The sequence below is a fragment of the Weizmannia sp. CD-2023 genome (assembly GCF_036225245.1).
In the GTDB taxonomy this organism is placed as follows: domain Bacteria; phylum Bacillota; class Bacilli; order Bacillales; family Bacillaceae_C; genus Weizmannia; species Weizmannia faecalis.
On record NZ_JARTJQ010000087.1, the window covers coordinates 26,643 to 52,311 of the forward strand.

The window sequence follows — 25,669 nt, forward strand, 5'->3', positions numbered from 1 at the left end:
TATTAACTTATGTATGATGATAACGCTTACTTTAAATTTTGTCAATCCATGTTCACAAAAAATATATACCGGATTTTTCCAGATTTTGTTGAAAGAAGCGGACATCCTTGCCAGCAGACTTAGGATTCCGCTGGGCTGCATTCGGCTCCAATGGGAGAATGTTTCACATCGCTTCCACTTCTGGTTAGGAGTCGGCTTGTCAATATGCCCGCTGTACACCCGGGTGCCGTCCCATGCAAAAAAACCACTGCGGCCGCCCGGAACAGCCGCTTATCTTTATTTCTTTTCCAAAAAGGCTTCCCACAATTCCGTGTCCGAGGTAGTGATGCCTTCCGCTCCGGCTTTCAATGCTTTTTCCACATCTTCCCGCGTACGGATCAACCCGCCTGCAAAAATTGGAATGCCAAGCCGTTCTTTTACTTCGGTGATCATCCATGGCGCGATTCCCGGCAAAACTTCAATATAATCAGGTTTCGTCCGTTCAATTAATTTGTAACTTTTCTCAAGCGCATGCGAATCAATCAGGAACATTCTTTGGATCGACACGACTCCCTTTTGCTTTGCTTTTTGTATGACATTGGCTTTCGTGGAAATTAGCCCGAAAGGTTGATACTCCTGGCATAAATATTCCGTTGCGTAATCATCACTCTTCAAGCCCTGGATCAAGTCCACATGGTAAATCATTTTTTTGCCTTCCGCCTTTGCCATTGCCGCGACATATTTGAGCTGTGAAATGTGAAGCTCCAGAAAAATCCCGATTTCATAATCACTTTTTAAAAACCTTTCAAACTCCTTCATGTTGACAGAAGCCGGAAGAATTCTTTGAGAAAAGGCCATTTTTTCTCCTCCTTATGTTTATGCAAATTTAGTTTACCACGTACGATGGGCCGGTACGCATTGTGTATATGTCAAGATTTTCCCGGCTGTGTGTGAATCGTGTCTTTTGAGGGGACTGTCCCCGGGAATTTTTCATTTTCTGCTGTCATCGTGAAAAAGATGAGTGAATGTTTCGCGCAGCTAAGGGCATATGAATCAGACCAAGTGGCTCATTTGGTTGCATAAAAGCCAGCTCTCTTTTTATTCAGTTTAGGCCATTTTCCACGTGTATATTGTATAGGATCGGGTTTTAAAAGCAACATATTTTGAAATAGGTTTTTTTTATAGGTAATTTTGCATCCCCAAAATTGAGTTTTCAAACAAAAACGGTAAAGACATTGATGTAAAGATGTTTTTACGTAAAAATATGTTTACATTTTTGAATAAACCGGATATACTGGTTGTAAAGATACTCTTACTTTATTGAGGAAAGGAAAAATCATTTAAACTTATACATATCAGGAGCTACTCAGCTATGGTTAAAAACAACATTAAGTTACTAAGAAAAGAAATCGGGATAACGCAAGAACAGCTTGCAAAAGAATTAAAAATTACGCGGCAAACAGTCATTACGATTGAAAATCACCGTTATAATCCCAGTCTTGAGCTTGCGCTTAAAATTGCTAAGTTTTTCGGCAAAAATGTAGAAGAAATATTCTTTTTAGAGGAGGGTGAAGACAGTGCCGTCTAATTATAAAAGAAAGCCACTAAATATTTGGTTATGTATTGCTACTGTAATTGTAATTAATATATTTGTTGCTATATTTGAGCATCCCTTCCCAATTTGGTCACTTGTTGGTGATGTAATTGCAATCTTTGGAGTCTGGGAATATAATAGGGATTTAAAAAAACAAGAGGACGATGATGAGGTAGTAGAAGATGAACGTACTATCGAAAATAGAAAAAAATATAACAGAATATTTCTTTTTTAGATTATGATTTTTGTAATAGCTGCTTTAGGAGTAATGGCTGTACTTGGTATAAAGTCTGTTTCAATTGAGAATATGATCTTAGCTCTATGCATTCTATTGCTTGGTGGTTTTACTCTTACCAGCTATCTATCCAGAAAAAAATAAGAACCCGGTTACTTAATTGTCAGGCTGGTTATATCCAAAAGAAAATAGTAAAAGATAAGCGGTGATACCTTTAGCTTATAAAATTGGGATCGTATCCAATGCTGAAGTATCGGTGCCCCAACACCATACAGAAAAGGGTAATATTGTGATCAACGTAGGAGATGTCATTAATTATAACTTTAATTTTTTAATCTATATTCATAACGCTTATACCAATTTGGAAAATGAAGGTAATAAGTTTCCCTATCTGCCTCTTGAAAGCGAAGGTTTTATTGATAGGAAGTCTTTTTTAGAAAAGGGTAAAGAAATATGGAGGGAATGTTTGCGCTCTGATATACAGGAAGAAGATATTCAATATTGGCTAGCGGAAAAATTTGATTTTCGAGGTTTATTTTCCAAAAACGATTATGGTGAAAGGAATTATCGGTTGTTGCGAAGGACTTTTAATTGTTGGTTTGGGGAAATCGGATATCGAAGCTTAGAATTGCAGGGAGAAGTATGGGTACCCTATGTTTACGAGAAATTAGCTGCAAATAACAAAAAATATGATGGCGATATTTTTTTGGAAATTATCTTTGATGAGGGGCCTAAAGAGCGGAAAATATATTCTGATCAGCATTACTTTATTACGATCCACGATCATCCAATGAATGGATCTCATATTCTGCTTGATAAATTTAAAAATGATTGAAAAATATGAGGTGTGATATATTCGTCACGCCTCTAAAATTCCGTTCAATATGGACCAAGTAGCTGTATCCTAAATTTTCCTAGTTTCCAACTTCGGTTATGCTACAAGCTACCAAAATAAAGACGTTAAAAACCTGGCAGTACGGGAATGGGAATGCTCGAATTGCCATTCCCGCCATACAAACCGAGATTTAAACGCAAGAATCAATCTTAAAAATGAAGTCATAAGGCTTCTAACCGTAGGAATGGCGGGGATCGCCTGCTAATATTAAAAAAGGGAGAAAATTTTGTGAAAAAATACGAAGGAATATCCTTTGTGCTCTTCATTTTTTTGGCATTGGTTTATTTAATTTCTATTTATGGAGGTGTGGACTTATTTCCTGGGCAAATAACAATCATCATTTTAACTGTGTTCCCTATTATTGGATTAATTCTTGCCTTTAGTAGCAAAGGTGGCGGCTTCATGAAAGTAATTAGCATTATCGGGAATCTTGCTGTTCTAATGATTGCTGTTATTGTGCCGGTCATCGTTACTACATTTTTTTGGAATCAACCATAGCGAACTGAATTAAAAAGCAACATGGCCAAAACCATGTCGCTTTTTTATTAGCATCGCAAACCACGAGGTTGGAGGGCGCTTGCTGGTGTTTGAAACCGAAAGTGCGTTTATCCAGATTGGGATCCGTTTTCCTTTTAGGCAGAGCACATTAAAACAGAGTCAACAGGTATAAATGAAGAGCTGTCTATTCAATTCCTTGTCAGTATTTGGAATCTCCCATAAAGCAGTGATGGGAATACTTTAGCCAGAAGTTCAACAGATTTACTAAGGTTTCGAGCGTAAAGAGAACCGTCGATAACAAAAGCCGTTACCCGGTCTATAGATGTCAAAGTTTTGTGGCTGTGACTCCATACACGAAATCCCCCGGGCAACTGCCTTGGTGGTCTCAATAAACAAAGCTAAAATAAAGAAAAATCAAGATCAAGCAGACAGTGCCAATTTTTTGCCTGGCTGCAACTTTTTTATAAAATTCTATGATAAGGTGAACAAAGAAATAAAAGGCTAAGATGAAAAAAGAAATATGGACATGATCGAAAGTTGCGAATAAAAGAACCGGTAGAAAGATCAAAAGCCAAATATAAGTACTCCTCCATATTTTAATAAACTTTTCCATAAGTTCCCCCTATATAAAAGGTATTTCCTTTTTTCTAATGTTTCTGCACCCCATCCCAAAACTCCTGCTAAATTTCGCGAACAAGGATGTCTGTTTCGCCACACCATCACTGATTTTAAAAAAAAAACAAGCCCCCCCTTTGAAAGCCGTAAAACAGGTGGAAAGGTCCCCGCCATTTGCTTCCGCATCGCAAACATGATAGAACGTGGGTTCCGATTTACTTACTGGAAAAGATCACGGCCGGCTGATGCGTTTGGCAGCCGGCCGTTGTTATCCTGTTTCTTATTCCTTTACGTATAGCGTCTCGGGCACTTTATCTAAAAGCGGGGTCACCGGACCGTTGCTGACAAGGGCAAGGTGGTGCATTGCCCGCGTCCCGACTGTATATAGCAGGGTGCGTTCTGCTTCATCTTTATACACAGACGCGGAAGCATCGAGCACGATGACGCTGTCAAATTCCAGCCCCTTCGCAAGATAAGACGGGATCAGGATGATGCCTTCCGGAAGATCGCTGTATTCTTTTTCAATAAAGGTCAGATCCAGTTCTTCCCGCAATGTTTCATACGCTTCGGCACACTGTTTCCGTGACTTGCCGATGATCGCAACGGTATTGCTATCTTTTGCGTACTTTTTCGCAAACCGTACAACTTTTGCCAAAGCTTCTTCCTTGCCGCGGGCCACCGCAACAACCGGCAAATCGCCTTCGCGTTCAAACCATTCAATCTTCTCCCCGCCCGCTAAAATTTCTTTCGTAAAGCGGGTGATCTGGGCAGTCGAACGGTAGCTTTTCGTCAAGTATACGACCTGCGCTTTTTCTTCACCGAAAATTTCCTTAATCAGCTCCATCTGCGAACGGCCGCTTGTGCCGAATATGGACTGGTTCAAGTCACCGAGCATCGTAAACTTGCTGTACGGGAACAAATAGCGCAAATAGGCAAGCTGGACCGGCGAATAATCCTGGATTTCATCAATAAACACATATTTGATCGAACTGCTCGTAGCTTTGCCTGTCAAAAGGTCAAAGAGATACAAAAACGGCACGGTATCTTCATAGGGCAACCAGCCATCACGGAAAGCGGCGCGCGTTTTTACATCAAGCCGTTCTTCCGCACCGGGAACAAATTCTGGTGCGCGCCGTAAAAAGTCCAGATACTGGGCACGGATATGGAGATAATGAAACGTTTTAATTTGTTTTCGGATCGAGCTGAAGCGGCGGTTGACAATTTTACGCGCCAGAAATTCTTTCTCATAATTGGACTCGCTGAACGCATCATTGCTCTTGCGCGATTTGCGCTCGGCATATTGATGAGCGGCAAGGAAAGCTTCCGTCCCGAGCAGTTCCATTTCTTCTTCCACCCATGGCTTTTTCCGCTCTTCTTTTGCAATCTGTTCCAGTTCTTTCAGCAGCTTTTTGCTGACAAGCTGAAACCGGTTCGACAGCGAGTAACTTTTATCATAGGCATAAAACATCTCAGCAATTTTTTCCTTTGCCACGATCGTCTCGCCTTTAAAACGGATATCGCGGAAAAGGATGCCGCCGTTTAAAAGTTTTTCCACATAATCCCGAACTGCATGGAAAAAGGCAAGGCTGCCTTTGATTTGTGCTTCTTTCCTATTTTCGGCTTTGCCTTCGAGCGCTTCTTCCATTTGTTCGAGCAGGCTTTCGACTTTTAGCTTTTTGCCGGCACGTGCCTGGGCAAATTCCAGGAAAGTCGTCTGCTGCATATTGTTTTCCCCGAGCTCCGGGAGCACTTTTGACACATAATGATTAAATAGCTGGTTCGGCGAAAATAAAACCATTTGCTCGGAATGGAGCGAATCGCGGTAACGGTACAGCAAATACGCAATCCGCTGCAGGGCAACCGATGTTTTTCCGCTTCCGGCGGCCCCTTGCACGAACAGAAGATTGCTGGAAACACCACGGATAATCCGGTTCTGTTCTTTCTGAATCGTCGCCACAATATTTTTCATATGGGTATTTGCATTTGCTCCAAGCATTTCCTGCAACATTTCATCGCCAATCGAGACACCGGTATCAAACATCGCTTCAATATGGCCACGCCGGATTAAAAACTGCCGTTTCAAATCCATGATGCCTTCGCGCCTGCCGTCCGGCGCCTGGTACGAAACCGGGCCGGGCACTCCGTCATAATAAATACTGGAAATTGGCGCACGCCAATCGTAAACGAGATACTCATCCTCATCCCGGTAGGAAGCAATGCCGATGTAAATGGGCTCGGAAGGTTCCCCTTCTTCATGAAAATCGACGCGGGCAAAATATGGAGAATAAATGAGGCGATCAAGTTTTTTCACATCTTTTTCCATATGCCCATAGCTTCGTTCGCGTTCAGCAAGGAGTTCTGCCTGCTGGCGGACGCTCGCCGATGTTTCTACGACATCATCCGGCTCATCGAGGTTCACCGTTACGTCTTCCCAGAACGTATTGCGGATTTCCTGTGCCTCGCCGCGGACAGCCCTTACTTTGGAGAGCAGTGTATCCTTTTCGTGCTTCATTTTTTCAATTGTATCATCAACGCGTTTTTGTTCCTTTAACCATTCTTCATCGTGTGGCATAGAACCGGCCCCTTCCTGACAGTAAGAGTATAGAAAATTTTTCTTAAAAAAATGAACAAACTATCTTAGCTCTGTTGCCTGCTGTAAAAGTAGTCATCATGCAAATTGGCTTGATGTCAAAACATAAGTTCATTTTATATGGCATGAAGCGGTATACCCCGGCATCCCAACCAGTAGGGAAAAATGTAGCACCGCAAGCCAATAAATTTGACAATGGGATGAGGAGATGATATAATTAAGATGGTAAAATATATATTCCCCATCCGTTGCACTCCGCATCTTAGTATACCACGTTTCCACCTGATTTTCCAATGTCTGGTCTGTTCTCTTTTGCCATTCCATGTTTTTTTCCGTTCTGTTGCCTGCCACAAAAAGTAGTACTCATGCCAAATGGGTGCTCGGGGTTGATGTAAAAACTTAAGTTATTTTATAGAGAAGACCGCATAATCTCTCATCTTGCCATTCTTTTTCTTCATTTCCCTTTTTCAAGCATAAAGTGATGCACGCTGGCAAAACCTATCCGTAATACTGTTTGTTGGAGGTTGCTAACGTGGAAAATCCAGTACTGACCATTGTCGTTCCCTGTTACAACGAAGAAGCTGTTTTATACGAAACGGAACGCCAGCTGACGGAAATGGTGTATTCCTTGATGAACGAAGGCCTGATCAGCCCGAAAAGCAGTATTTTGTTTGTCGATGACGGCAGCCGTGACCAGACATGGACGATGATCGAGGAAATTGTAAGGAAAAACCGGCTTGTCAAAGGATTGAAGCTTTCGCGCAATTTCGGGCACCAAAAAGCGCTGCTTGCCGGGCTCGAAACAGCAAAAGAAGAGGCTGACTGTGTCATTTCCATCGATGCTGATTTGCAGGATGACATCTCGGTTATGCGCGAATTTCTATTGAAGTTTCACGACGGCTGTGACATTGTGTACGGCGTGCGGAAAAAGCGGGAGAAAGATACCTTTTTTAAAAGAGCGACTGCCCAGGGGTATTACCGGGCAATGAAAAAACTCGGCGTTGATCTCGTATACAATCATGCGGATTACCGGCTGATGAGTAAGCGTGCGCTGGAGGAGCTTTCCCGCTTCCCTGAGCAAAATTTATTTTTGCGCGGTGTGGTGCCGTTAATCGGCTTGCAAACGGCCGAAGTGCTTTACGACCGGAAAGAACGGGCAGCCGGCGAGAGCAAGTATCCGCTCAAAAAAATGCTGGCGTTTGCCTTTGACGGCCTTACTTCTTTTAGTGTGGTGCCGATTCACTTTATTACCCTTGTCGGTTTGTTTACTTTTTTATCAAGCACCATCGCCGGCTTGTATGCACTTTTTGTAAAAATTTCCGGCCATGCGGATGACGGCTGGGCTTCGATTATCATCTCCATTTGGTTTTTAGGCGGCTTTATGTTAATGAGTATGGGGTTAATCGGCGAGTATATCGGTAAAATTTACCAGGAAACAAAAAGGCGTCCGCGCTACACGATTGCGCAGGATGCACAGCAGGAGACAATCAGCCAGCAATTGTTGCGGACACAGCAGGATTCGGCAAAAAGGATTAATTGACAAGCCTGTTGTCGCTTTTTACGTCGTATCAGAAGCAGTGGTTGGCTTGTTCCACCCCGCCGCTTCCTTCTATCTCGCTTTTTTGGGAAGCCGTGTTTTCGTATGCAGCAAATCACCTCGGTGAACGCGTAAACACGGGCTTCTTTTCTTTCAGGTCATTTTACGAAAAGAGCCGCGAAAATCACAGACCAGCCTGTAAGAACCGGAACCAAACCTAGGCTCCCTCAAGTGCAAAAAAGCGAAAGGCACACATCATCCTTTCGCTTTTCCTGCTTCAAAATGGAATCACGCCAATCACCAATGCCACAATGATCATAACGAGTGCCGATACGCACGCCCATTTTAAGAAAGCACGTTGCAAATCACCAAACTCGGCACCGACCATGCCGACCAGCAGATAGGTGGATGGGACGAGCGGGCTCAGCAAATGGACCGGAAGCCCGAGCAATGATGCCCTGCCAATTGCCTCCGCACTAATGCCGTACGCTGCTGCTGCTTTTGCAACGAGCGGGAGAACGCCGTAATAAAATGCATCATTGGACATGAAAAAGGTAAACGGTGCACTGATGACTGCCGTGATGACGGCAAAATGCGGTCCCCAGGCTGCTGGAACGTGGGTAATCAATGTGTTTGCCATTGCATCAACCATTTTTGTCCCGGACAAAATGCCTGTAAAAATCCCGGCTGCAAAAATCATCCCCACAACCGACATCGCATTTCCAGCATAGGCTGCAACCCTTTCTTTCTGGACATCCATATTCGGATAGTTGACCATCGCCGCAATGGCAAAACCGAGCATAAACAAAACCGCTGTCGGCAGCACTTCCATAATGAGCCCAACAAGCAGCGCAATCGTCAAAAGGCCGTTGAACCAAATGAGTTTCGGGCGCTTTAATTCATTCCCCTCACCGACTGCAACTGCTGCAGCCTGTTCCAAAATTGCTTCATTTTCTGAGCTGATGATCCCCAGCCGTTTTCTTTCTTTACGCCCGAGATAAAAAGCAAGGAGAAAGACAAATAGCAAGCCGCCGATCATAGACGGAATCACCGGCGTGAACAGATCTGACGTCTCGAGGCCGAGCGCGCTCATTGCCCTGGCTGTCGGGCCTCCCCATGGCAGCAGGTTCATCACGCCCGATCCGGAAACGGCAATGCCCGCAAGCACGAGCGGTTTCATGCCGATCCGCTGGTAAAGCGGCAGCATCGCGGATATAGTAATCATATAGGTGGTCGTGCCGTCCCCGTCAAGCGATACCAAAACGGCTAAAACCGCTGTCCCGATCGCAATTTTGAGCGGATCCCCTTTTACGAGTTTTAATATTTGCGAGATCACCGGGTCAAATAACCCCGCGTCGATCATGAGTCCAAAATAAAGAATGGCAAATAAAATCATAATGCCGGTCGGCGCGACGCTTGTAACCCCCTCGATCGCCATCTTCCCGATTCCTTTCCAAAACCCGCCGATAACCGCAAAAATGACCGGCACCAACATCAACGCAATCATGGCGGAAAGCCGCTTCGTCATGATCAAAAACATGAAAACAATAATCATCAAAAAACCCATGAACGCCAACAAAACAGCCACCCCTTCGTTCATTTCTTTCAGTTTACCCAATGAACCAACCATTGTAAGCGTTTTCAACATATTTGGTATAAAATCTATTTTGACTATTTTGTTCATTTTGTTCACGAACAGAAAAGGGGGAAGGGTGCAAAAGCAACATGTGCCCAGTACTCGCTAACGAAGCCGGCCGATCTAATGGTCGGTGAGCCTCGTGCAAGAGCAACACGTACCCAGTACTCCCCAGTATCCCGTCACGGTCCCAACACTTATGGAAAACCCGATTTCCATTTTTTGTAACCCTCGTTTTCACAACCTGCCGTACAGGCGTTTAAACAAGATAATATTTCCGCTCCGGCCTGCCGACGATGCCGTATTCGACTTCTGCTCTGCACGTCCGGATGGAAACCAGGTATTCCAAATAGCGGCGGGCGGTTGTCCGGGAGGCGCCGATTTTTTCAGCGACCTGTTCGGCGGACTGCCCCTGGTCCGGAATTAGCACTGCTTTTACTTTGCTCAGCGTAATCGCATCAATTCCTTTCGGCAGCTCCGTTTCCTGCGTCCCCGCTTCCCGGCGTGGCGACCCGAACAGCGAATCAACCCAGGCCTGATCCACCGTACCCGCTGTTTCCAGGAGGCGCTTTTTATCCAGATACTTTTCGACCGCCTCCTTAAACTGCTTAAGTGAAACCGGCTTGATTAAATAGTGTTCCACCCCATAATGAAGCGCCTTTTCGATAAAATCCTTTTCCGCAGCGGCTGTAATCATCATAATATCGAGATGCGGCGACAATGCCCGCAGGTCAGGAAGTAGATCAACACCGAGCCGGTCGGGAAAATATACATCCAGAAGCAAAAAATCCGGAGACTTTTCCTCCACAAGCGCCAGCGTTTCTTTTGCATTCAAGGCTTTGCCAACCACTTCGAAACAAGGGAACTCCGCCAGAAATTTTTCATGGACAAGCGCCACGCGGAAATCATCCTCGGCGATCACCGCTTTTATTGTTTTCAACTGTCGACACCCTCCCTTTTCGGCAAATAAACCGTAAAAACCGTTCCTTCCCCGGGGTGGCTGTGGACTTCGATAAAACCCCCGAGTTCGGACACAGCATGAGCGGCATTGGATAAGCCAAACCCTCTGTTCGTTTCTTTTGTTTTTGTTGAAAAACCCCTTTCAAATATATGTGCGAGGACCGCTTCTTCCATGCCAGGCCCGTTATCGCTGATTTCAAATACAATGTCATCCCCCATATCTGTCGCAAAAAACAAGACAGTCGGGTGATCGGTTTTCCCTGCTGCTTCAAAAGCATTGTCGAGCAGATTGCCAAGCATGACAATCAGCCGCATCACATCGATTTGCTTTGGCAACCTTTCTAAAGAACTGTTCGGATCAATATCAAAATGAATCTTTTTTTCGGATGCTTTGCCAAGTTTGCCGAGCAAAACCGCCTGAACTTTCATGTCTTTTATCTTCTCAAAAACACGGGCGTGCTGGTTTTTCAAAGATGCCGTCTCTTCCCGGATAAATTCAATTGCGTCTTCATAAGCTCCAAGCTGAAGCAACCCGGAAAGGACATGCAGCTTATTTGCGTATTCATGGGACTGGGCCCGCAAATCTTCCGAGTACTGGCGGACTTCGCTCAATGTATTGGCCATTCGTTCAATTTCCGAACGGTCGCGAAAAGAAGCAACCACCCCCTGCACTTTCCCTCGTTCATTCAGAATCGGGGTACTGTTTACAATGAGCGTCCGGTCTTTCCATACCATTTCCCGGTCCATTTGCGGCTTGCCGGATTTTAACACGGCGTAAAAAATGGAAGGCGGTATCAGCTTGTCAATCTTTGTACGCCTGACCGATCCGTCAATGTGCAGCATTTTTTTCGCCGGCTGGTTCATGGTAGTGACAAACCCTTCCCGATCCACAGCAATAATCCCTTCTTTAACCGCATGTAAAATGGCCCGCTTTTCTTTATAAAGCGACGCGATTTCGAACGGTTCAAGCCCCATTGTGTCTTTACGGATATCCCGGGCAAGCAGCACGCTTCCGATGATGGCCCCGAAAAAAGCAAGCAACGCGACTCCAGCCACTTTCATCATGTGCATGTTGGTCTGCCGGTTCACATCACTTAACATGAACCCGACCGATACAATGCCAATAATGTTTCCGTTCCGGTCGCGTACCGGTGTTTTCCCTCTTAATGACGGGCCAAGTGATCCTTTTGCGCTTGAGATATAGGATTCCCCTTTCAAAATAGCCCGTTCATTGTCACCGCCGACCATCTTTTTGCCAATCCGACCCGGGAGTGGATGGGAGTAGCGGATCCCTTCCCTGTTGCCGACAACGATAAACTCGGCGCCGGTTTCTTTGCGGATTTTTTCCGCAAGCGGCTGAATCGTTTTGGACGGATCTTTGCTTTGGAAAGCATTCACAACAGCCGGCATGGCCGCCACCGTTTTGGCAATATTTAACGCTAGGCGCCCTTCCTGTTGTTCGATTTGGCGTTGCTCCAGCACCATAAAATAACCGGAAAGCGCACCGATGATCAAAAAAGACAGAAGCAGCACAAGCCCCAGTATTTTTGTCTGCAATGAAACCTTTCTTTTACGCATCCCCATCCCCCGCCAAACAGGATTTATCTCCATTTTACATGATTTTTGGAAATGTTGCGGCGAAAACGGCATGATGTGCTAAACCGCGTTCCCAATCCAAGCAAAATAAAAGCCGCCGGGAATGTCCCGGCAGCCTGGAAAAAGCGGATATACCTGCTCTTTTCTTCTATTATTTTGCTGCAGCCTGTTCGTAAACCGCATCTTCGTACGGCTGGCCGTAAGCATGTTCGCCGTGCAACGTAATATCAAGACCTCTTTTTTCCGCTTCTTCATCAACACGGATCGGCATAAACAATTGGATCGCTTTGATGATAATAAAGGAGACAATACCAACGAAAATATAGGTGGACACAATGGCGACGAGCTGTTTCCAGACGAGCGACGGATCACCGTAGAACAAACCGTTCGCGCCAGCAGAATTGACCGCTTTAGAGGCGAACAGGCCGGTTGCAATGCCGCCCCATGTGCCACCGATGCCGTGAATGCCGAATGCATCCAGCGTATCATCATAGCCGAGTTTCGATTTCAAATACGTGACGTCCCAGAAGCAGACGATGCCGCCAACCAGGCCGATCAGGATCGAAGCCATTGGCGTTACAAACCCGGCTGCCGGCGTGATCGCTACAAGCCCTGCAATGCCGCCCGAGATCGCGCCTGACAATGTCGGCTTTTTATTGACAATCCATTCCACCGCGGCCCAGCCGATTAACCCGCAAGCCGCCGCAGTATTGGTATTGATGAAAGCATACATAGCAACTTCATTTAACGATAAGGCACTTCCAACGTTAAATCCGAACCACCCGAGCCAAAGGAGACTGCCGCCGATCAGGACAAGCATTAAGTTATGCCGTCCGGTCTCGGATTCTTTCCGTTTTCCGAGCACAAGCGCGAGGATGAGGGCCGCCACGCCGGAAGAAATATGAACCACATTGCCGCCTGCAAAGTCGAGTGCGCCAAGGTTGCGGATCCAGCCGCCAACGCCCCATACCCAGTGGGCAACAGGCGCATAGACGAGCACGCACCATAAGGAAATGAAAATCAAGTATGCCGAAAACCGCATCCGTCCGACAAAACCGCCTGAAATAATGGCAATGGTTAAAACCGCAAACGTCATTTGGAACATCATGAATAAGTTATGCGGAATCGTCGCACTGTAATCTGCATTCGGTTTAAACGTGACATCGTGCAGCCCCGCCCAGCTTAAATCGCCGAGAATCGCGTTGCCGCCGGTTGAAAACGCCAGCGAATAACCAACAAGAATCCATAATACCGATACAATCCCAAGCGAACCGAAGCTGTACATCGCGGTGCTTAAAACGTTTTTGCTTTTCACCATCCCCCCGTAAAACAGCGCAATCGCAGGTGTCATGACCCAAACAAGCGCCGTCGATACAAACATAAAGACCGAATCTGCAGGAACCATTTGCCTCTTCCTTTCTGATGTTAGATTTTATAACGCATCTTTGTTATATAAATTATCATATGTGATGTCAGCCATTTTTTCAATACTTTTTCGTTAATTTTTTTAAAATTTTTATATTTGTTGTCAGGTTTTCTTACATACCGGTCAGAACGCGCTTTCAAATTTTAAACGAAAAGGACTGTTTTCCTCATGCAAGCTTTTAAAATGATTGGCGCATCCTAAAATGTGGTACAATCTGTCTGTAAAACTCCAAAGAAAGAAGGGAATTGGATGAACCCGTTTACGTTTTACAACCCGACTGAACTGATTTTCGGAAAAGGGCAGCTCGAAAAGCTCGATGAAAAAATCGACCAGCTCGGAAAACGGATCTTGCTTGTATATGGCGGCGGCAGCATCAAACGTTCCGGCTTGTATGACAAATTGCAGGCAATTTTTGAGAAGAAAGGCTGCCATGTGCGCGAACTTGCGGGCGTTGAACCGAATCCGCGCCTGTCCACCGTTAAAAAAGGCATCTCCCTGATCCGCGAAAATGAACTCGACTGGATTCTTGCTGTCGGCGGCGGCAGCGTCATCGACTGTTCGAAAGCAATCGCAGGCGGTGCCCTGTATGACGGCGATGTATGGGATTTTTACGAAAGAAAGGCGAAAGTGGAAAAAGCGCTGCCGCTTGGCACTGTGCTGACGCTGGCTGCGACGGGTTCAGAGATGAATAAAGGCTCGGTGATTACGAACTGGGAAACGCAACAAAAACACGGAGCAAGCATGACTTTCCCGACGTTCTCGATTTTAGACCCGGAAAATACGTTTACCGTGCCGCGTAACCAGACTGTTTACGGCATTTCGGATACGCTCTCGCACGTATTTGAGCAATATTTTTCGCATACAAAAGAAATTCCGCTGCAAACCGGTTTTGCAGAAACGATTATGAAAACAGTGATCGAAAATGCGCGTAAAGTGCTGCAAAACCTTGAGGACTATGATGCGCGCGCAAACTTAATGCTGAGCTCCACTTTTGCGCTCAACGGCCTGCTTGCGACCGGCGTGGAAACCGACTGGGCAACGCACTCGATCGAGCACGCCGTCAGCGCTGTTTACGATATCCCGCACGGCGGCGGGCTTGCGATCATCTTCCCGAACTGGATGAAGTACGTCTATAAAGAAAATATCCCGCGTTTCAAACGGTTTGCCGTTGAGGTATGGGGCGTGGATCCTGCAGGGAAAACGGATGAGGAAATTGCACTTGCTGGCATTGATGCAGTCCGCGCTTTCTTTAACGAAATCGGCGCGCCAAGCCGGCTTGCAGATTACAATATCGGCGATGACAAGCTCGACGTCATGGCAGAAAAAGCTTTGCCATTCGGCCCGATCGGCAACTTTAAAAAACTGGGCAAGGAAGATGTGCGGGAAATTTTGAAGATGAGTTTGTAAAAAGAAAAGGATGTCCTTTATAGGGCATCCTTTTCTTTTTGATGGGAGCCTGCGAAATGAGAGGATTAAAACCCGCCTCCGCTTCCGAACCATCTGACCATAGCGGACCGTTGAAAATCGGCACAAGAATGGAGACTGCGAAACGGGGATTGAAAACCGCCTCTGTTCCAATCATCTGGCCATAGTGTAGATCCATTGGAATCCGGTACAAGAATCGAAATGGGGGTTGAACCCGTCTCCGTCCGAATCATCTCGGGCATAGTGGCAGCCCATTGGAAACTGGCACAAGAATCGAAATGGGGTTACAACCCACCTCCACTTGAATCAACTGGTCATAGTGGCGGACCGTTGGAAACCGGCACAAGAACGGAGACTGCGAAATGGGGGTTACAACCCGTCTCCGTCCGAATCATCTCGCCATAGCGGCGGACCGACCATTGGAAACTGGCACAAGAATCGAAATGGGGTTACAATCCGCCTCCACCTCTGAATCATCTCGCCATAGTGTCGATCCCTTGGAAACCGGCACAAGAACGGAGACTGCGAAACGGGGTTACAACCCGCCTCCACTTGAATCAACTGGTCATAGTGGCGGACCGTTGGAAACCGGCCAAGAAAGGAACCTAAGAAATGGGGTTACAACCCGCCTCCACTTCTGAGTCATCTCGCCGTAGCTGTGGCCGGGTGACTAGCCTAAGCAAAGGAGCCCCGTCAGGAAGCAGTTTTCCCAACGGGTCGCAGTTACTCCAGCACCTCTTTATATACTTTATTTTCCCGCATCAAAACCGGGTATAAAACCAGGCCGATGACAAACAGCCCGATGCCGAGGAAGAACGTTTTTAAATCGGCAGTGCCGGTAATGATGACCCATACCGAATACACTAGCGCAATACCGGTAATGATACCGTCTGTTGTGCGAGCGCCTAGCGACGTATAAGTTTCACCGGCTGCCACCAGCTTCAACTGGTAAATAACCGATACAAGATACGGGATCAAATAAGCCAGTGTTGCCACGACAATGGCAAAATCATACGCTTCCGAAATGGTGTCCGACACAGTGGAGAATAAAAAGATTTGCGTCATGATATTTGTTACCAATAGCGAACGGGACGGTGATCCTTTTCTGTTCGTTTTCCCGAAAAATGCCGGAAAAAGGCCGGCCTTTGCCGCTTGGTACGGCACTTCGGAGCTGACGATAATCCAACCGACAGTTGAACCGAACAAGGAAATGAGCGCCAGTGTGGCTAAAATATACTGGCCGTTTGCACCGAGCACCTGACCGAGCGCATCGACAAGCGGCTTATGTGAAACGCGCAGTTCAGCCTGCGACAAAGCGCCCATTGTCAGCAGGGTAATGCCGACATAAATCAGGATCGAGATCAACAGGCCAAGAAGCGTTGCCTTTTTCACATCTTTTTGTGATTTCGCGCGATTTGACAGCATTACTGCCGATTCTATGCCGATAAACGCCCACAATGTGGAGATGGCGCCGCCGTTAATTTGCCCGAAGAGAGAAACAGCGTGGCCGTCCGCATCGGTAAAAGCTTTCGCATTGCCGAAGTTCGCGGCATCGAATGCAAAAACGGTAATGACGATAAACATCATAAAGCCGAGTACTTTTGTGACCGTCGCGACAAGATTCATTTTTCCGCCGCTGTTAAAGCTATGCGACAGAATCGATTGAATCCCCCAAAGCATGACTGTACACACAGCAAATGTCAAAAATTTTCCGGTCTCCATTTGGAAAGATCCGAGCGTAAACAGGATTTTCGTGCTTTGCATAATCGGGAAAAATGTCGTTAAATAACCCGCAAACGAAATAATGACGGAAGCCGTTGCCGCCCAGTTCGCTGCCCAGTAGCCCCATGCCATGCTGTAGCCGGCGACCCGGCCTGCCTGTTTCGATTTAAAAAGCGACTGTGCGTAGCTTTGCGGTCCTGCTTTCAGTTCCGGTTTCCGGATGGCCAAGTTTCCGAACACGAGCGCAATCATCAAAACACCAAAGCCGGTCAGCACCCACGCAAGTGTTGAACCGAGCGCCCCTGCCTTATTTGCGAGATTAGCCGGCAGCATGAAGACCCCGCCGCCCACCATATTGCCGACAACGAACGTGGTTAAAGTCCAAAGTCCCCATTTTTTATTCATATATGTTCACCCTCTGTGTTGGTTTGGTTTCGCTTCATTTTATGTCATTATTTTAACGCATTTCTTTATCTTGGTAAAGTGATAAATTACTAATGTGGTAAAACAATGATTTGGAATTTGATGGGAAGCCTACAAGTGCACAAACCAAAACCGGGGATGTCAGGACAAGATCAATCAGGCAATGCTGCCGGATGGAGAGAAAAGGAAATGCTAACCAATCCAGGGTAAAACCTGATCTCCAAGTTTGCGACCGTACCGAAAAAAAGCGGTAAATCAGGTGTTTTATTTGTATCTTTCCATTAAAATAAATATATAGAATGGAATTAACTTTTCGATTCCGGAATGGAAACCAATCAGAACTGCCGTTTCGTAGGGCAAAAGTTTTAAAACCTATATTTCTTTCATTGCCAAGTTTTCACTATAAGGAGTATAATAACTGTAATCCGGTCATCTGATGATTGACCTAATACTTTAAGAAGGTGAATATTGTGAGAGTGAGTTTGTTCATCACTTGCCTTGTCGACATGTTCAAAGCGGATGTCGGGAAAGCAATGGTGGAAGTGCTGGAGCGGCAGGGCTGTGAAGTTGATCTTCCAAAAGGCCAGATTTGCTGCGGGCAGCCGTCCTATAACAGCGGTTATCTGGAAGATACAAAACCTGCGATGAAACAAATGATGAAAGCGTTCGAAAACGCAGATTACGTCGTATCTCCTTCCGGCTCATGCGCATACATGTTTAAAGAATACCCGGAAATTTTTGCAGGCGACCCGGTGTGGGAACCAAAAGCAAAAGCGCTCGCTGCGAAAACATACGAATTTACACAATTTCTCGTGGATGTATTAAAAGTGGAAGACGTCGGGGCAAGCCTGCACGCAAAGGCCACCTACCATCCATCATGCCATATGACGCGCCTGCTCGGAGTAAAAGACGCGCCTATGAAACTGTTAAAACATGTGGACGGCCTTGAATTTGTGCCACTGCCTAATGCATTGTCATGCTGCGGGTTCGGCGGCACGTTCTCCGTGAAAATGAGCGAAATCTCCGAGCAAATGGTGGACGAAAAAGTGGAGCACGTCGAAGAAACCGGTGCTGACGTTTTAATCGGCGGCGACTGCGGCTGTTTAATGAATATTGGCGGCCGGATGACGCGTAAAGGCAAACCGATGAAAATTATGCATATTGCAGAAGTTTTGAACAGCAGAGATTAAAAAACGGCAAAGGGGTGAAAAAAATGGGTTTATCGATTAGTGATGAAAAATTTAAAGGCAGGGTCGAAGAAGGCATCAACGATGATTTTATGCGTGGTGCCGTCCGCAGTGCCCAGGAACGGCTGCAAACCAACCGGCTGGCGGCAGCCAATGAACTCGGAAACTGGGAAGAATGGCGTTCGCTCGGTGAAGAAATTCGCCAACACGTTTTAAACAATCTGGACTATTATCTATATCAATTAAGCGAAAATGTATCAAAACGCGGCGGCCATGTCTTCTTTGCCCAGACCGCTGAAGAAGCGAGCCAGTATATTAAGGAAGTCGTGCAGAAAAAAAACGCGAAAAAAGTGATTAAATCGAAATCGATGGTGACGGAAGAAATCGGCATGAATGAAGCCCTGATGGAAGCGGGCAGCACTGTTGTCGAGTCCGACCTCGGCGAGTACATTTTACAGGTGGCCGGCGACCATCCTTCCCATATCGTCGCGCCGGCTTTGCATAAAAACAAAGATCAAATCCGCGACGTGTTTCGCGACCGTCTCGGCTATACCGGCACGGAAAAACCGGAGGAACTGGCCGCGTTTGCACGTAAAGTTTTGCGCGAAGAATTTTTATCGGCGGAAATTGGGATTACCGGCTGTAACTTTGCCATTGCCGAAAGCGGTTCGGTCGGCCTTGTCACAAATGAAGGGAATGCCGACATGGTCACAACCCTTCCGAAAACACAGATCGCTGTGATGGGGATGGAACGGCTTGTCCCGACTTACGAAGAGTTCGAAGTTTTGGTGAGCCTGTTAACGAGGAGCGCGGTCGGTCAGCGGCTGACGAGCTATATTACAACTGTGACCGGCCCGAAAGAAGCAGGCGAAGTCGACGGGCCGGAAGAATTCCACCTCGTGATTGTCGACAACGGGCGTTCCGATATTCTCGGGACGGAATTCCAACAGGTGCTGCAGTGCATCCGCTGTGCAGCCTGCATCAATGTATGCCCGGTTTACCGGAATATCGGCGGCCATTCGTACGGCTCCATTTACCCAGGACCGATCGGCGCGGTATTAAGCCCACTTTTAGGCGGATACGACAAATACAAAGAACTCCCGTACGCCTCTTCGCTTTGCGGAGCCTGCACAGAAGCCTGCCCGGTGAAAATTCCGCTGCATGAGCTTTTGATTAAGCACCGCCAAGTGATCGCGGAAAAAGAAAAACGCTCACCGGTAGCAGAACGGCTGTTGATGAAAGCGTTCGGCGTCGGCGCTTCAAAACCTGGACTTTACGGGGCCGGGGCAAAAATGGCTTCCAAAGTCGTCCGTCCGTTTTTAAAAGACGATTTGATCCATAAAGGACCGGGGCCGATGAAACCGTGGACGGATGTGCGCGATTTCCCTGCGCCGAACAAAGAACCTTTCCGTGACTGGTTTGAAAAGCGGGAGAAAGACAGGGGGCAGAAAAAATGAACGGAGCCATCCAAAACCGGGATGCATTTTTAAATAATATTGCCGGCAGGCTCGGCCGCAAACCGGTTGTATCCGGCGTTGCCCGTCCGGATTACAAGCATAAGCCGCAATATGATGTACTGCCAAATGCAAACCAGGAGGAACTGCTGGAAGTATTGCGCCAGCAGTCGCTCAGTGTCCATGTTGATTTTTTTGAAACGGATGCAAAAACTTTGCCCGGAAAATTAAACGAAGTCGTAGAACTGTACGGCGGCGGGCCTGTCTCGCTTTGGAATGACAAGCGGTTCGGGGAATTCGGCTTAACCCCGCTGATTGAGGAAGGCTGGCCGGAAATGGGAATCGAAACCCATGTCTGGGATCCCGAAATCGGCGAAAAAAATATTGCGCTGTGCGAAAAAGCGAATGTCGGGATTACGTTCAGTGATATCACATTGGCGGAATCCGGCACAGTGGTTTTGTTCAGCAGCAAAGAACGCGGCCGGTCGGTCAGCCTGCTGCCGAAGACGTATATCGCGATTGTACCGAAAAGCACGATTGTCCCGCGCATGACGCAGGCCGCCTTACAGATCCGCGAAAAGATCAAAAACGGGGAAACCGTCCCGTCATGCATCAATTTTATTACCGGCCCAAGCAACTCTGCTGACATTGAAATGAACTTGATCGTCGGCGTGCACGGGCCAGTCAAAGCGGCTTACATTGTTGTGAACGATAAATAATAAAACGCAAAAAATTCAAAAAAATAGATGACCTGTTGAAACAGGCCATCTATTTTTGGTTTTACGCTGTTTTTTTCGCTTCTTGTTGCAGCTCACTGTGGCGGATGCTGTATCCGAAGTAGATCACCATGCCGATTGCGAACCAGACAACGAAGCGGATCAGGGTTGCCGGCTGTAGGCTTGCGATCAATATGCCGCAAGTAATTGCACCGAGAGCCGGTATAACCGGGGCAAGCGGTGTTTTAAACGGACGTTCCAGATCCGGGCGTTTATAGCGGAGCACAATGACTGCCACGCATACAATCACAAATGCAGCAAGCGTCCCAATATTGGTCATCTCAGCCACAATATTGATCGGGAGGAACCCGGCTGTGATCGCGGTGACGATTCCGACCAAAACAGTTGAAGTCGCTGGAGTTTTTCTCTTTTCACTGACTTTTGAAAAAATTTTAGGCAAAAGTCCGTCACGCGACATGGCAAACAATACACGCGTCTGCCCGTATGCCATAACAACCAATACGGAAGTAATCCCGCAAATGGCCCCAACGGAAACCAGTGCCGCACCCCAGTGAATGCCAATTTGCTGCAATGCATACGCAACGGGAGCAGAAGCAGCTTCCGGCCTGCTGAAAATGCTGAATTTGACAACGCCTGTCAAAATGGCGGAAACGATGATATACAACACGGTACAAATTAACAAGGAGAACAAAATTCCGCGCGGCACGTCTTTTTGCGGGCGGCGCGTTTCTTCTGCAGCTGTCGATACAGCATCAAAGCCGATGTAAGCAAAGAAAATAACCGCTGCGCCCGAAAGCACGCCTTTAAATCCGAACGGCATAAACGGATGCCAGTTGACCGGTTTCACATGTGCGACAGCAAGCACCACAAACAGCAGGACAACGGCTACTTTTATGGCTACGATGATGCCGTTCAGGCGAGATGTCTGCTGGACCCCTGAATACAACAGCCAGGCAACTAGAGCGATAATGAGAATGGCCGGCAGGTTGACAATGCCACCGTCCATCGGTGCAAGCGTCAGCGCTTTTGGCAGATGAACTCCGAGATTTCCAAGCAAGTTCACGGCGTATCCGGACCAGCCGATCGCAACGGTTGAAACAGCCAGGCCGTATTCCAAAATCAAATCCCAGCCGATAATCCATGCCCAAAATTCACCCAGCGCCGCATACCCGTAAGTATAAGCACTTCCGGCAACCGGCACCATTGATGCAAATTCTGCATAACACAAGGCAGCAAATCCACATGCGAGCCCCGACAGGATAAAGGAAATAACGAGTGCAGGGCCGGAATAGTTTGCTGCAGCCACACCTGTCAGCACGAATATCCCTGTGCCGATAATGGCGCCGATCCCGAGCAAAGTGAGATCGAGTGCACCAAGCGCTTTTTTCAGCCCTTGCTTGCCCTGGGTCCCTTCTACAAGGTTTGCGATTGCTTTTGTCTGAAAGATGCTCATTTCTCATCCTCCCCAAGAATTTTTGGATAATTGCATAATTCTATTATACTTTTCATTGAAAATTTATCAATATAGAAATATAACAAATTAAGAAAAAATTTGGATTGTAAGAAATTGTAACTCTTATCGTTCTTTTCCATCCTTCCCGGATATGCCTGCATCTGCTTGGCGGCTGCAGAAACTGTTTTGTTTGCTTCGTCATGGAACACGGCAGAGTAAAAATTTGCACATGAAATAGGGCTTGCTGAATAAGCAAAACCTACAGAATCGGCAAGGGATGCTGAGGATTTTGTGAAACTTTAAATGCAAAATATAGGAAAACTTTGTGATTGAAAGCTGTTTCAATGATTAGAATATGTTAAGATTGACCTTCGTTTTTCGCGCTTTCTTAACTTAGATGGGTTCTATGTTAAAGAAGACCTCCTTTTTTCCGCGCTTCCTTAACTTAGACGCGTTCTATGTGAAGGAAGACCTCCTTTTTTCTGCGCTTCCTTAACTTAGACGCGTTCTATGTGAAGAAAGGCCGTCTTTTTTCCACGCTTCCTTCACTTAGACGGGCTCTACGTGAAGGAAGACCTTCTTTTTTCCTCGCTTCCTTAACTTAGACGGGCTCTATGTTAAGAAGGGCCTTTATTTTTGCTTGCTTCCTTAACTTAGACGGGCTCTACGTGAAGGAAGACCTCCTTTTTTCTGCGCTTCCTTCACTCAGACAGGCTCTATGTTAAGGAAGACCTCCTTTTTTCGCGCTTCCTTAACTTAGACGCGTTCTATGTGAAGAAAGGCCTCCTTTTTCCTCGCTTCCTTCACGTAGACGTTAAGAAAGACCTCCTTTTTTCTGCGCTTCCTTAACTTAGACGCGTTCTATGTGAAGAAAGGCTATATTTGAGACAGATCTTGTTGACAAATTGGGTACCAACTCAGAATCGGATTTGTTCAGCAAACCCTAAATAAAAGGACGTACGTGAAGTTTTTCGTGAAGGTACTGAAATGCTGACCCGGGGCCGGAACGCATATCAATTCGTTTTGCAATTTAATCCTGTTCATTTAAAAATTGGCATTTCCCCCACATGCAGCGGTTTTTTTACTTTGCACAGATGAGAGACCACGGACCTTTTACTTGTGGTTCAGAGCCAAAACCGGGTCTAAAATCTTTCTTAGAACGGCCCGCGATCCTTCAACATCGTAAACCTGTTCCGAAATATCCGATGGTCGCAATCCCGCTCTCGTATGGTATAATCAAACTATCAAGGAGGGGATTTTATGGCAGCCCAATTGACCATTACAGACCGCAAACATGTGGTTCACGCGGATATAGAAAGGATGGCCGTTTTTTTGCAGGGCAAATTTGTCGAGGCAACCGGTGATGATGGCCGCCTGTGGTATGTGTTTTTTTACAAGGACCATTATTTGAACGCGATACCCGCAACCAAAATCAAACGGGGGTCCAAAGTGGCACAGGCTTTCCGTGACTGCATTGTGCTCGAACCTCCCCATCCGCTGATTGATTTGCTTTTCCAGCCGGGTTGCTCATTTAAAACCATTCATTTTGCCCAGCTTACCGGCAAAATGGAGAAACTGTTCCCGCCACTTGAAGCCGCCTGGATTGCCACGTTTTTCGAATCGTTTGTCCCGAAACGGAAGCTCTTTGAATATATCCAATCCATCTTTTATGAATACCGCCGCAATGGCCAGCTATTGCAGTGCGCGCGCATCCTCCGCATTTTAAAAGATTTTGCGCCGAAGCAAAGCTGGGTCAAGCAAATGTCCCGCGATTTAAATCTGATTAAGTACGACAAACTCTTTCAATCCTATTCACCCGAACTGATCCGGAAAGACCCCCTTTATGCCGAAAAACTTTTATATGAGAAAATGCCGGATGCCGAAGCTTTTGCAAAACTTTGCGACCTGCTGCGTGCGCAAAACCGGTGGGCGGACGAAATCGCGTTAAGCCTTGAGCAAATGGAATCGTCGCCGACCGATACCGGTTACAAAGCGCTCCTTGAACGGCTGGACGCGCATTTCGAAGAGGCGGAAAAAATGGCCATTTTGGAAAATCTCTATGCCCGCATCCGGCAGTTTGAACCGCTGCAGCAGGATTTACTTAAGTTTTATATTGAGACAAAACAACTGGAAAAAATGATCCCGATGATGCTTGAGGAACAGATTCAGTTGAGTGCGAAACAGGCGGAAAAAGTGGAAAAGATGCTTGAATCATGGAGCCCGGATGATGGTGAAACAGATGTAGAAGCACTGAACCGGCTTGCCCCGCTCTTTTCCGGGCATCCGGCACAGGCAGAGAAATTCGTGGTAAAATGCATTTCCTATTTGTTACAGCACCGGGACACTTCCTATATACTGGAATGGCTGCTTCCGTTCAAGAAAGCAGCCGGGCATTTGCCGGCCATCCGCAAAGTGGAGCAAATGCACCAAATGGCGGACGATCCCGACAAGCAATCCCTGCTCGGGGAATTGTATTTTGAATTCGGGCAGTACGACAGAGCGCTTGACTGTTTCAGCTGGGAAATGGAGTTGCGGGAAAACGACCCCGCCCCGGTCAAATGGTTGTCAAAAATTTATCACGAACTCGGCATGCAAGCGGAATCGAACGCATACCGAAATTTGTATATTGATATGGAAAAGCGAAGAGCGTAAGGCGAAAGTGGGGCCAGACCCTGCTTTTTTTATGGCCGAGTACGCAGGTCGCCCAAATGGCTGCGATGAAGGACATTTCTGCGGGCGGACGGATCCCCTTTTGTCTTTCATGCCTGTGATGAAGGACATTTCTGGGGGCGGGCGGGGTCCCTTTTGTCTTTCATGCCCGCGATCAAGGACATTTCCGAGGGCGGGCGGATCCCCTTTTGTCCTTCATGCGCGGGATGAAGGACATTTCCGAGGGCTGCCGTCTCTCTTTTGTCTTTCATAATCTCGATGAAGGATTTCTATTGGTGGGCGGGTCCCTTTTGTCCTTTTGAACTCTCCAAAAAGACATTTCGAACACTACCCAAGCCGCTTTTGGCCTTTTGAAACCTCCAAAAAGACATTTTGAACACCAACCAGGCCACTTTTGTCTTTTTGAAACCTCCAAAAGGACATTTCGATCGCTACCCGGGGTCCTTTTGTCTTTTTGAAGCCTCCAAAAGGACATTTCAATCGCTGCCCGGATTCCTTTTGTCCTTTTGAACTCTCAAAAAAGACATTTCGAACACTACCCAAGCCGCTTTTGGCCTTTTGAAGCCTCCAAAAGGACATTCCGAACACCAACCAGGCCACTTTTGTCCTTTTCAAACCTCCAAAAAGACATTTCGACCACTACCCAAGCCACTTTTGTCCTTTTGAACCCTCCAAAAGGACATTTCGATCGCTACCCGGATTCCTTTTGTCCTTTTGAGCCCTCCAAAAGGACATTTCGATCACTGCCCGGGTTCCTTTTGTCTTTTTGAGCTCTCCAAAAAGACATTTCGACCACTACCCAAGCCACTTTTGGCCTTTTGTAACCTCCAAAAAGACATTTCGAACACCAACCAAGCCGCTTTTGGCCTTTTCAAACCCCCAAAAGGACATTTCGAACACCAACCAAGCCGCTTTTGGCCTTTTCAAACCTCCAAAAAATATCTCAATCACCACCCGAGTGATGTCTGTGTCCGCTTCAAAAGACATTCCGCCGGTTATTTTCGCCCGTGATCAACTTGAAAGCCGCCCCGCGCATC

At 46.7% G+C, this 25,669-nt stretch carries 19 protein-coding genes and 1 pseudogene; 12 read left to right on the forward strand and 8 right to left on the reverse strand.

Annotation, left to right across the window (positions count from 1 at the left end; all coding sequences use genetic code 11):
* Window positions 1–276 precede the first annotated feature (276 nt).
* Window positions 277–837 carry a glycerol-3-phosphate responsive antiterminator gene (locus P9687_RS13445; protein ID WP_014096283.1) on the reverse strand — a complete coding sequence of 187 codons (561 nt, stop codon included), beginning with the start codon at window positions 835–837 and terminating at the stop codon, window positions 277–279.
* 514 nt (window positions 838–1,351) lie between these two features.
* Here P9687_RS13445 and P9687_RS13450 point away from each other — a divergent pair.
* The 5 genes and pseudogenes from P9687_RS13450 (at window position 1,352) to P9687_RS13470 (ending at window position 3,201) form a co-directional block, all read left to right on the forward strand.
* Window positions 1,352–1,567, forward strand: a complete 216-nt coding sequence (locus tag P9687_RS13450) for a helix-turn-helix transcriptional regulator (protein WP_014096284.1) — start codon at window positions 1,352–1,354, stop codon at window positions 1,565–1,567.
* Complete coding sequence (locus P9687_RS13455) at window positions 1,557–1,808, forward strand: hypothetical protein (protein WP_071452323.1); 252 nt, start codon at window positions 1,557–1,559, stop codon at window positions 1,806–1,808. Before P9687_RS13450 ends, P9687_RS13455 begins: the two co-directional genes overlap by 11 nt.
* A gap of 289 nt (window positions 1,809–2,097) precedes the next feature.
* The gene (locus P9687_RS13460) at window positions 2,098–2,643 is read left to right on the forward strand and encodes a hypothetical protein (protein ID WP_035189154.1); all 546 of its coding nucleotides are present in this window, start codon (window positions 2,098–2,100) and stop codon (window positions 2,641–2,643) included.
* Window positions 2,644–2,749: 106 nt separating this feature from the next.
* Window positions 2,750–2,908, forward strand: a pseudogene (locus P9687_RS13465) (IS200/IS605 family element RNA-guided endonuclease TnpB); the annotation flags it as partial.
* Window positions 2,909–2,931: 23 nt separating this feature from the next.
* The gene (locus P9687_RS13470) at window positions 2,932–3,201 is read left to right on the forward strand and encodes a hypothetical protein (protein ID WP_035189152.1); all 270 of its coding nucleotides are present in this window, start codon (window positions 2,932–2,934) and stop codon (window positions 3,199–3,201) included.
* Between the two features lie 895 nt (window positions 3,202–4,096).
* Here the strand turns inward: P9687_RS13470 and helD are convergent.
* Window positions 4,097–6,388, reverse strand: coding sequence for an RNA polymerase recycling motor HelD (helD, locus tag P9687_RS13475; protein ID WP_328228675.1), 2,292 nt, complete (start codon window positions 6,386–6,388; stop codon window positions 4,097–4,099).
* 550 nt (window positions 6,389–6,938) lie between these two features.
* Here helD and P9687_RS13480 point away from each other — a divergent pair.
* Window positions 6,939–7,946, forward strand: coding sequence for a glycosyltransferase family 2 protein (locus P9687_RS13480; protein WP_017550628.1), 1,008 nt, complete (start codon window positions 6,939–6,941; stop codon window positions 7,944–7,946).
* Window positions 7,947–8,220: 274 nt separating this feature from the next.
* On the opposite strand, the gene P9687_RS13485 is transcribed toward P9687_RS13480, so the two are convergent.
* The 4 genes from P9687_RS13485 to P9687_RS13500 all read right to left on the reverse strand — a co-directional run bounded on the left by P9687_RS13485 (window position 8,221) and on the right by P9687_RS13500 (window position 13,540).
* Window positions 8,221–9,522: a CitMHS family transporter gene (locus P9687_RS13485; protein WP_035189148.1), complete on the reverse strand. Its 1,302-nt coding sequence runs from the start codon at window positions 9,520–9,522 to the stop codon at window positions 8,221–8,223.
* 316 nt (window positions 9,523–9,838) lie between these two features.
* Complete coding sequence (locus tag P9687_RS13490; RefSeq protein WP_014096293.1) at window positions 9,839–10,519, reverse strand: response regulator; 681 nt, start codon at window positions 10,517–10,519, stop codon at window positions 9,839–9,841.
* Window positions 10,516–12,117 carry an ATP-binding protein gene (locus tag P9687_RS13495; RefSeq protein WP_061564837.1) on the reverse strand — a complete coding sequence of 534 codons (1,602 nt, stop codon included), beginning with the start codon at window positions 12,115–12,117 and terminating at the stop codon, window positions 10,516–10,518. The genes P9687_RS13490 and P9687_RS13495 overlap by 4 nt, the downstream gene beginning before the upstream one ends.
* 169 nt (window positions 12,118–12,286) lie before the next feature.
* Window positions 12,287–13,540: an ammonium transporter gene (locus P9687_RS13500; protein WP_328228674.1), complete on the reverse strand. Its 1,254-nt coding sequence runs from the start codon at window positions 13,538–13,540 to the stop codon at window positions 12,287–12,289.
* 270 nt (window positions 13,541–13,810) lie between these two features.
* Here P9687_RS13500 and P9687_RS13505 point away from each other — a divergent pair, with 270 nt between their 5' ends.
* Window positions 13,811–14,968 (forward strand): iron-containing alcohol dehydrogenase, encoded by a 1,158-nt coding sequence (locus P9687_RS13505; RefSeq protein WP_017550634.1) that lies wholly within the window; start codon window positions 13,811–13,813, stop codon window positions 14,966–14,968.
* Window positions 14,969–15,024: 56 nt separating this feature from the next.
* Window positions 15,025–15,153 (forward strand): hypothetical protein, encoded by a 129-nt coding sequence (locus P9687_RS13510; protein WP_268810711.1) that lies wholly within the window; start codon window positions 15,025–15,027, stop codon window positions 15,151–15,153.
* A 556-nt stretch (window positions 15,154–15,709) separates the two neighbouring features.
* On the opposite strand, the gene P9687_RS13515 is transcribed toward P9687_RS13510, so the two are convergent.
* Complete coding sequence (locus P9687_RS13515; RefSeq protein ID WP_035189144.1) at window positions 15,710–17,113, reverse strand: amino acid permease; 1,404 nt, start codon at window positions 17,111–17,113, stop codon at window positions 15,710–15,712.
* Between the two features lie 488 nt (window positions 17,114–17,601).
* Here P9687_RS13515 and P9687_RS13520 point away from each other — a divergent pair, with 488 nt between their 5' ends.
* From P9687_RS13520 to P9687_RS13530, 3 genes are read left to right on the forward strand one after another with little or no spacing between them, the layout of a single operon-like run.
* Window positions 17,602–18,321 carry a (Fe-S)-binding protein gene (locus tag P9687_RS13520; RefSeq protein ID WP_017550636.1) on the forward strand — a complete coding sequence of 240 codons (720 nt, stop codon included), beginning with the start codon at window positions 17,602–17,604 and terminating at the stop codon, window positions 18,319–18,321.
* Between the two features lie 23 nt (window positions 18,322–18,344).
* The gene (locus P9687_RS13525; RefSeq protein WP_017550637.1) at window positions 18,345–19,775 is read left to right on the forward strand and encodes a LutB/LldF family L-lactate oxidation iron-sulfur protein; all 1,431 of its coding nucleotides are present in this window, start codon (window positions 18,345–18,347) and stop codon (window positions 19,773–19,775) included.
* Window positions 19,772–20,491 carry a LutC/YkgG family protein gene (locus tag P9687_RS13530; protein WP_014096310.1) on the forward strand — a complete coding sequence of 240 codons (720 nt, stop codon included), beginning with the start codon at window positions 19,772–19,774 and terminating at the stop codon, window positions 20,489–20,491. Before P9687_RS13525 ends, P9687_RS13530 begins: the two co-directional genes overlap by 4 nt.
* A 61-nt stretch (window positions 20,492–20,552) precedes the next feature.
* Here the strand turns inward: P9687_RS13530 and P9687_RS13535 are convergent, their stop codons facing one another.
* Window positions 20,553–21,962, reverse strand: a complete 1,410-nt coding sequence (locus P9687_RS13535; protein ID WP_014096311.1) for an amino acid permease — start codon at window positions 21,960–21,962, stop codon at window positions 20,553–20,555.
* 1,260 nt (window positions 21,963–23,222) lie between these two features.
* Here P9687_RS13535 and P9687_RS13540 point away from each other — a divergent pair.
* Entirely contained in the window at window positions 23,223–24,614 is a 1,392-nt protein-coding gene (locus P9687_RS13540; protein WP_110133763.1) for a hypothetical protein, read from the forward strand.
* Window positions 24,615–25,669: the final 1,055 nt, after the last annotated feature.

Excerpts from the sequence above, each read along its gene's own strand:
- P9687_RS13445 (WP_014096283.1), bottom strand. The coding sequence starts at position 837 with ATGGCCTTTTCTCAAAGAATTCTTCCGGCTTCTGTCAACATGAAGGAG.
- P9687_RS13505 (WP_017550634.1), top strand. The coding sequence starts at position 13,811 with ATGAACCCGTTTACGTTTTACAACCCGACTGAACTGATTTTCGGAAAA.
- P9687_RS13515 (WP_035189144.1), bottom strand. The coding sequence starts at position 17,113 with ATGAATAAAAAATGGGGACTTTGGACTTTAACCACGTTCGTTGTCGGC.
- P9687_RS13530 (WP_014096310.1), top strand. The coding sequence starts at position 19,772 with ATGAACGGAGCCATCCAAAACCGGGATGCATTTTTAAATAATATTGCC.
- P9687_RS13525 (WP_017550637.1), top strand. The coding sequence starts at position 18,345 with ATGGGTTTATCGATTAGTGATGAAAAATTTAAAGGCAGGGTCGAAGAA.
- P9687_RS13540 (WP_110133763.1), top strand. The coding sequence starts at position 23,223 with ATGGCAGCCCAATTGACCATTACAGACCGCAAACATGTGGTTCACGCG.
- P9687_RS13450 (WP_014096284.1), top strand. The coding sequence starts at position 1,352 with ATGGTTAAAAACAACATTAAGTTACTAAGAAAAGAAATCGGGATAACG.
- P9687_RS13500 (WP_328228674.1), bottom strand. The coding sequence starts at position 13,540 with ATGGTTCCTGCAGATTCGGTCTTTATGTTTGTATCGACGGCGCTTGTT.
- P9687_RS13535 (WP_014096311.1), bottom strand. The coding sequence starts at position 21,962 with ATGAGCATCTTTCAGACAAAAGCAATCGCAAACCTTGTAGAAGGGACC.
- helD (WP_328228675.1), bottom strand. The coding sequence starts at position 6,388 with ATGCCACACGATGAAGAATGGTTAAAGGAACAAAAACGCGTTGATGAT.
- P9687_RS13510 (WP_268810711.1), top strand. The coding sequence starts at position 15,025 with ATGAGAGGATTAAAACCCGCCTCCGCTTCCGAACCATCTGACCATAGC.
- P9687_RS13495 (WP_061564837.1), bottom strand. The coding sequence starts at position 12,117 with ATGCGTAAAAGAAAGGTTTCATTGCAGACAAAAATACTGGGGCTTGTG.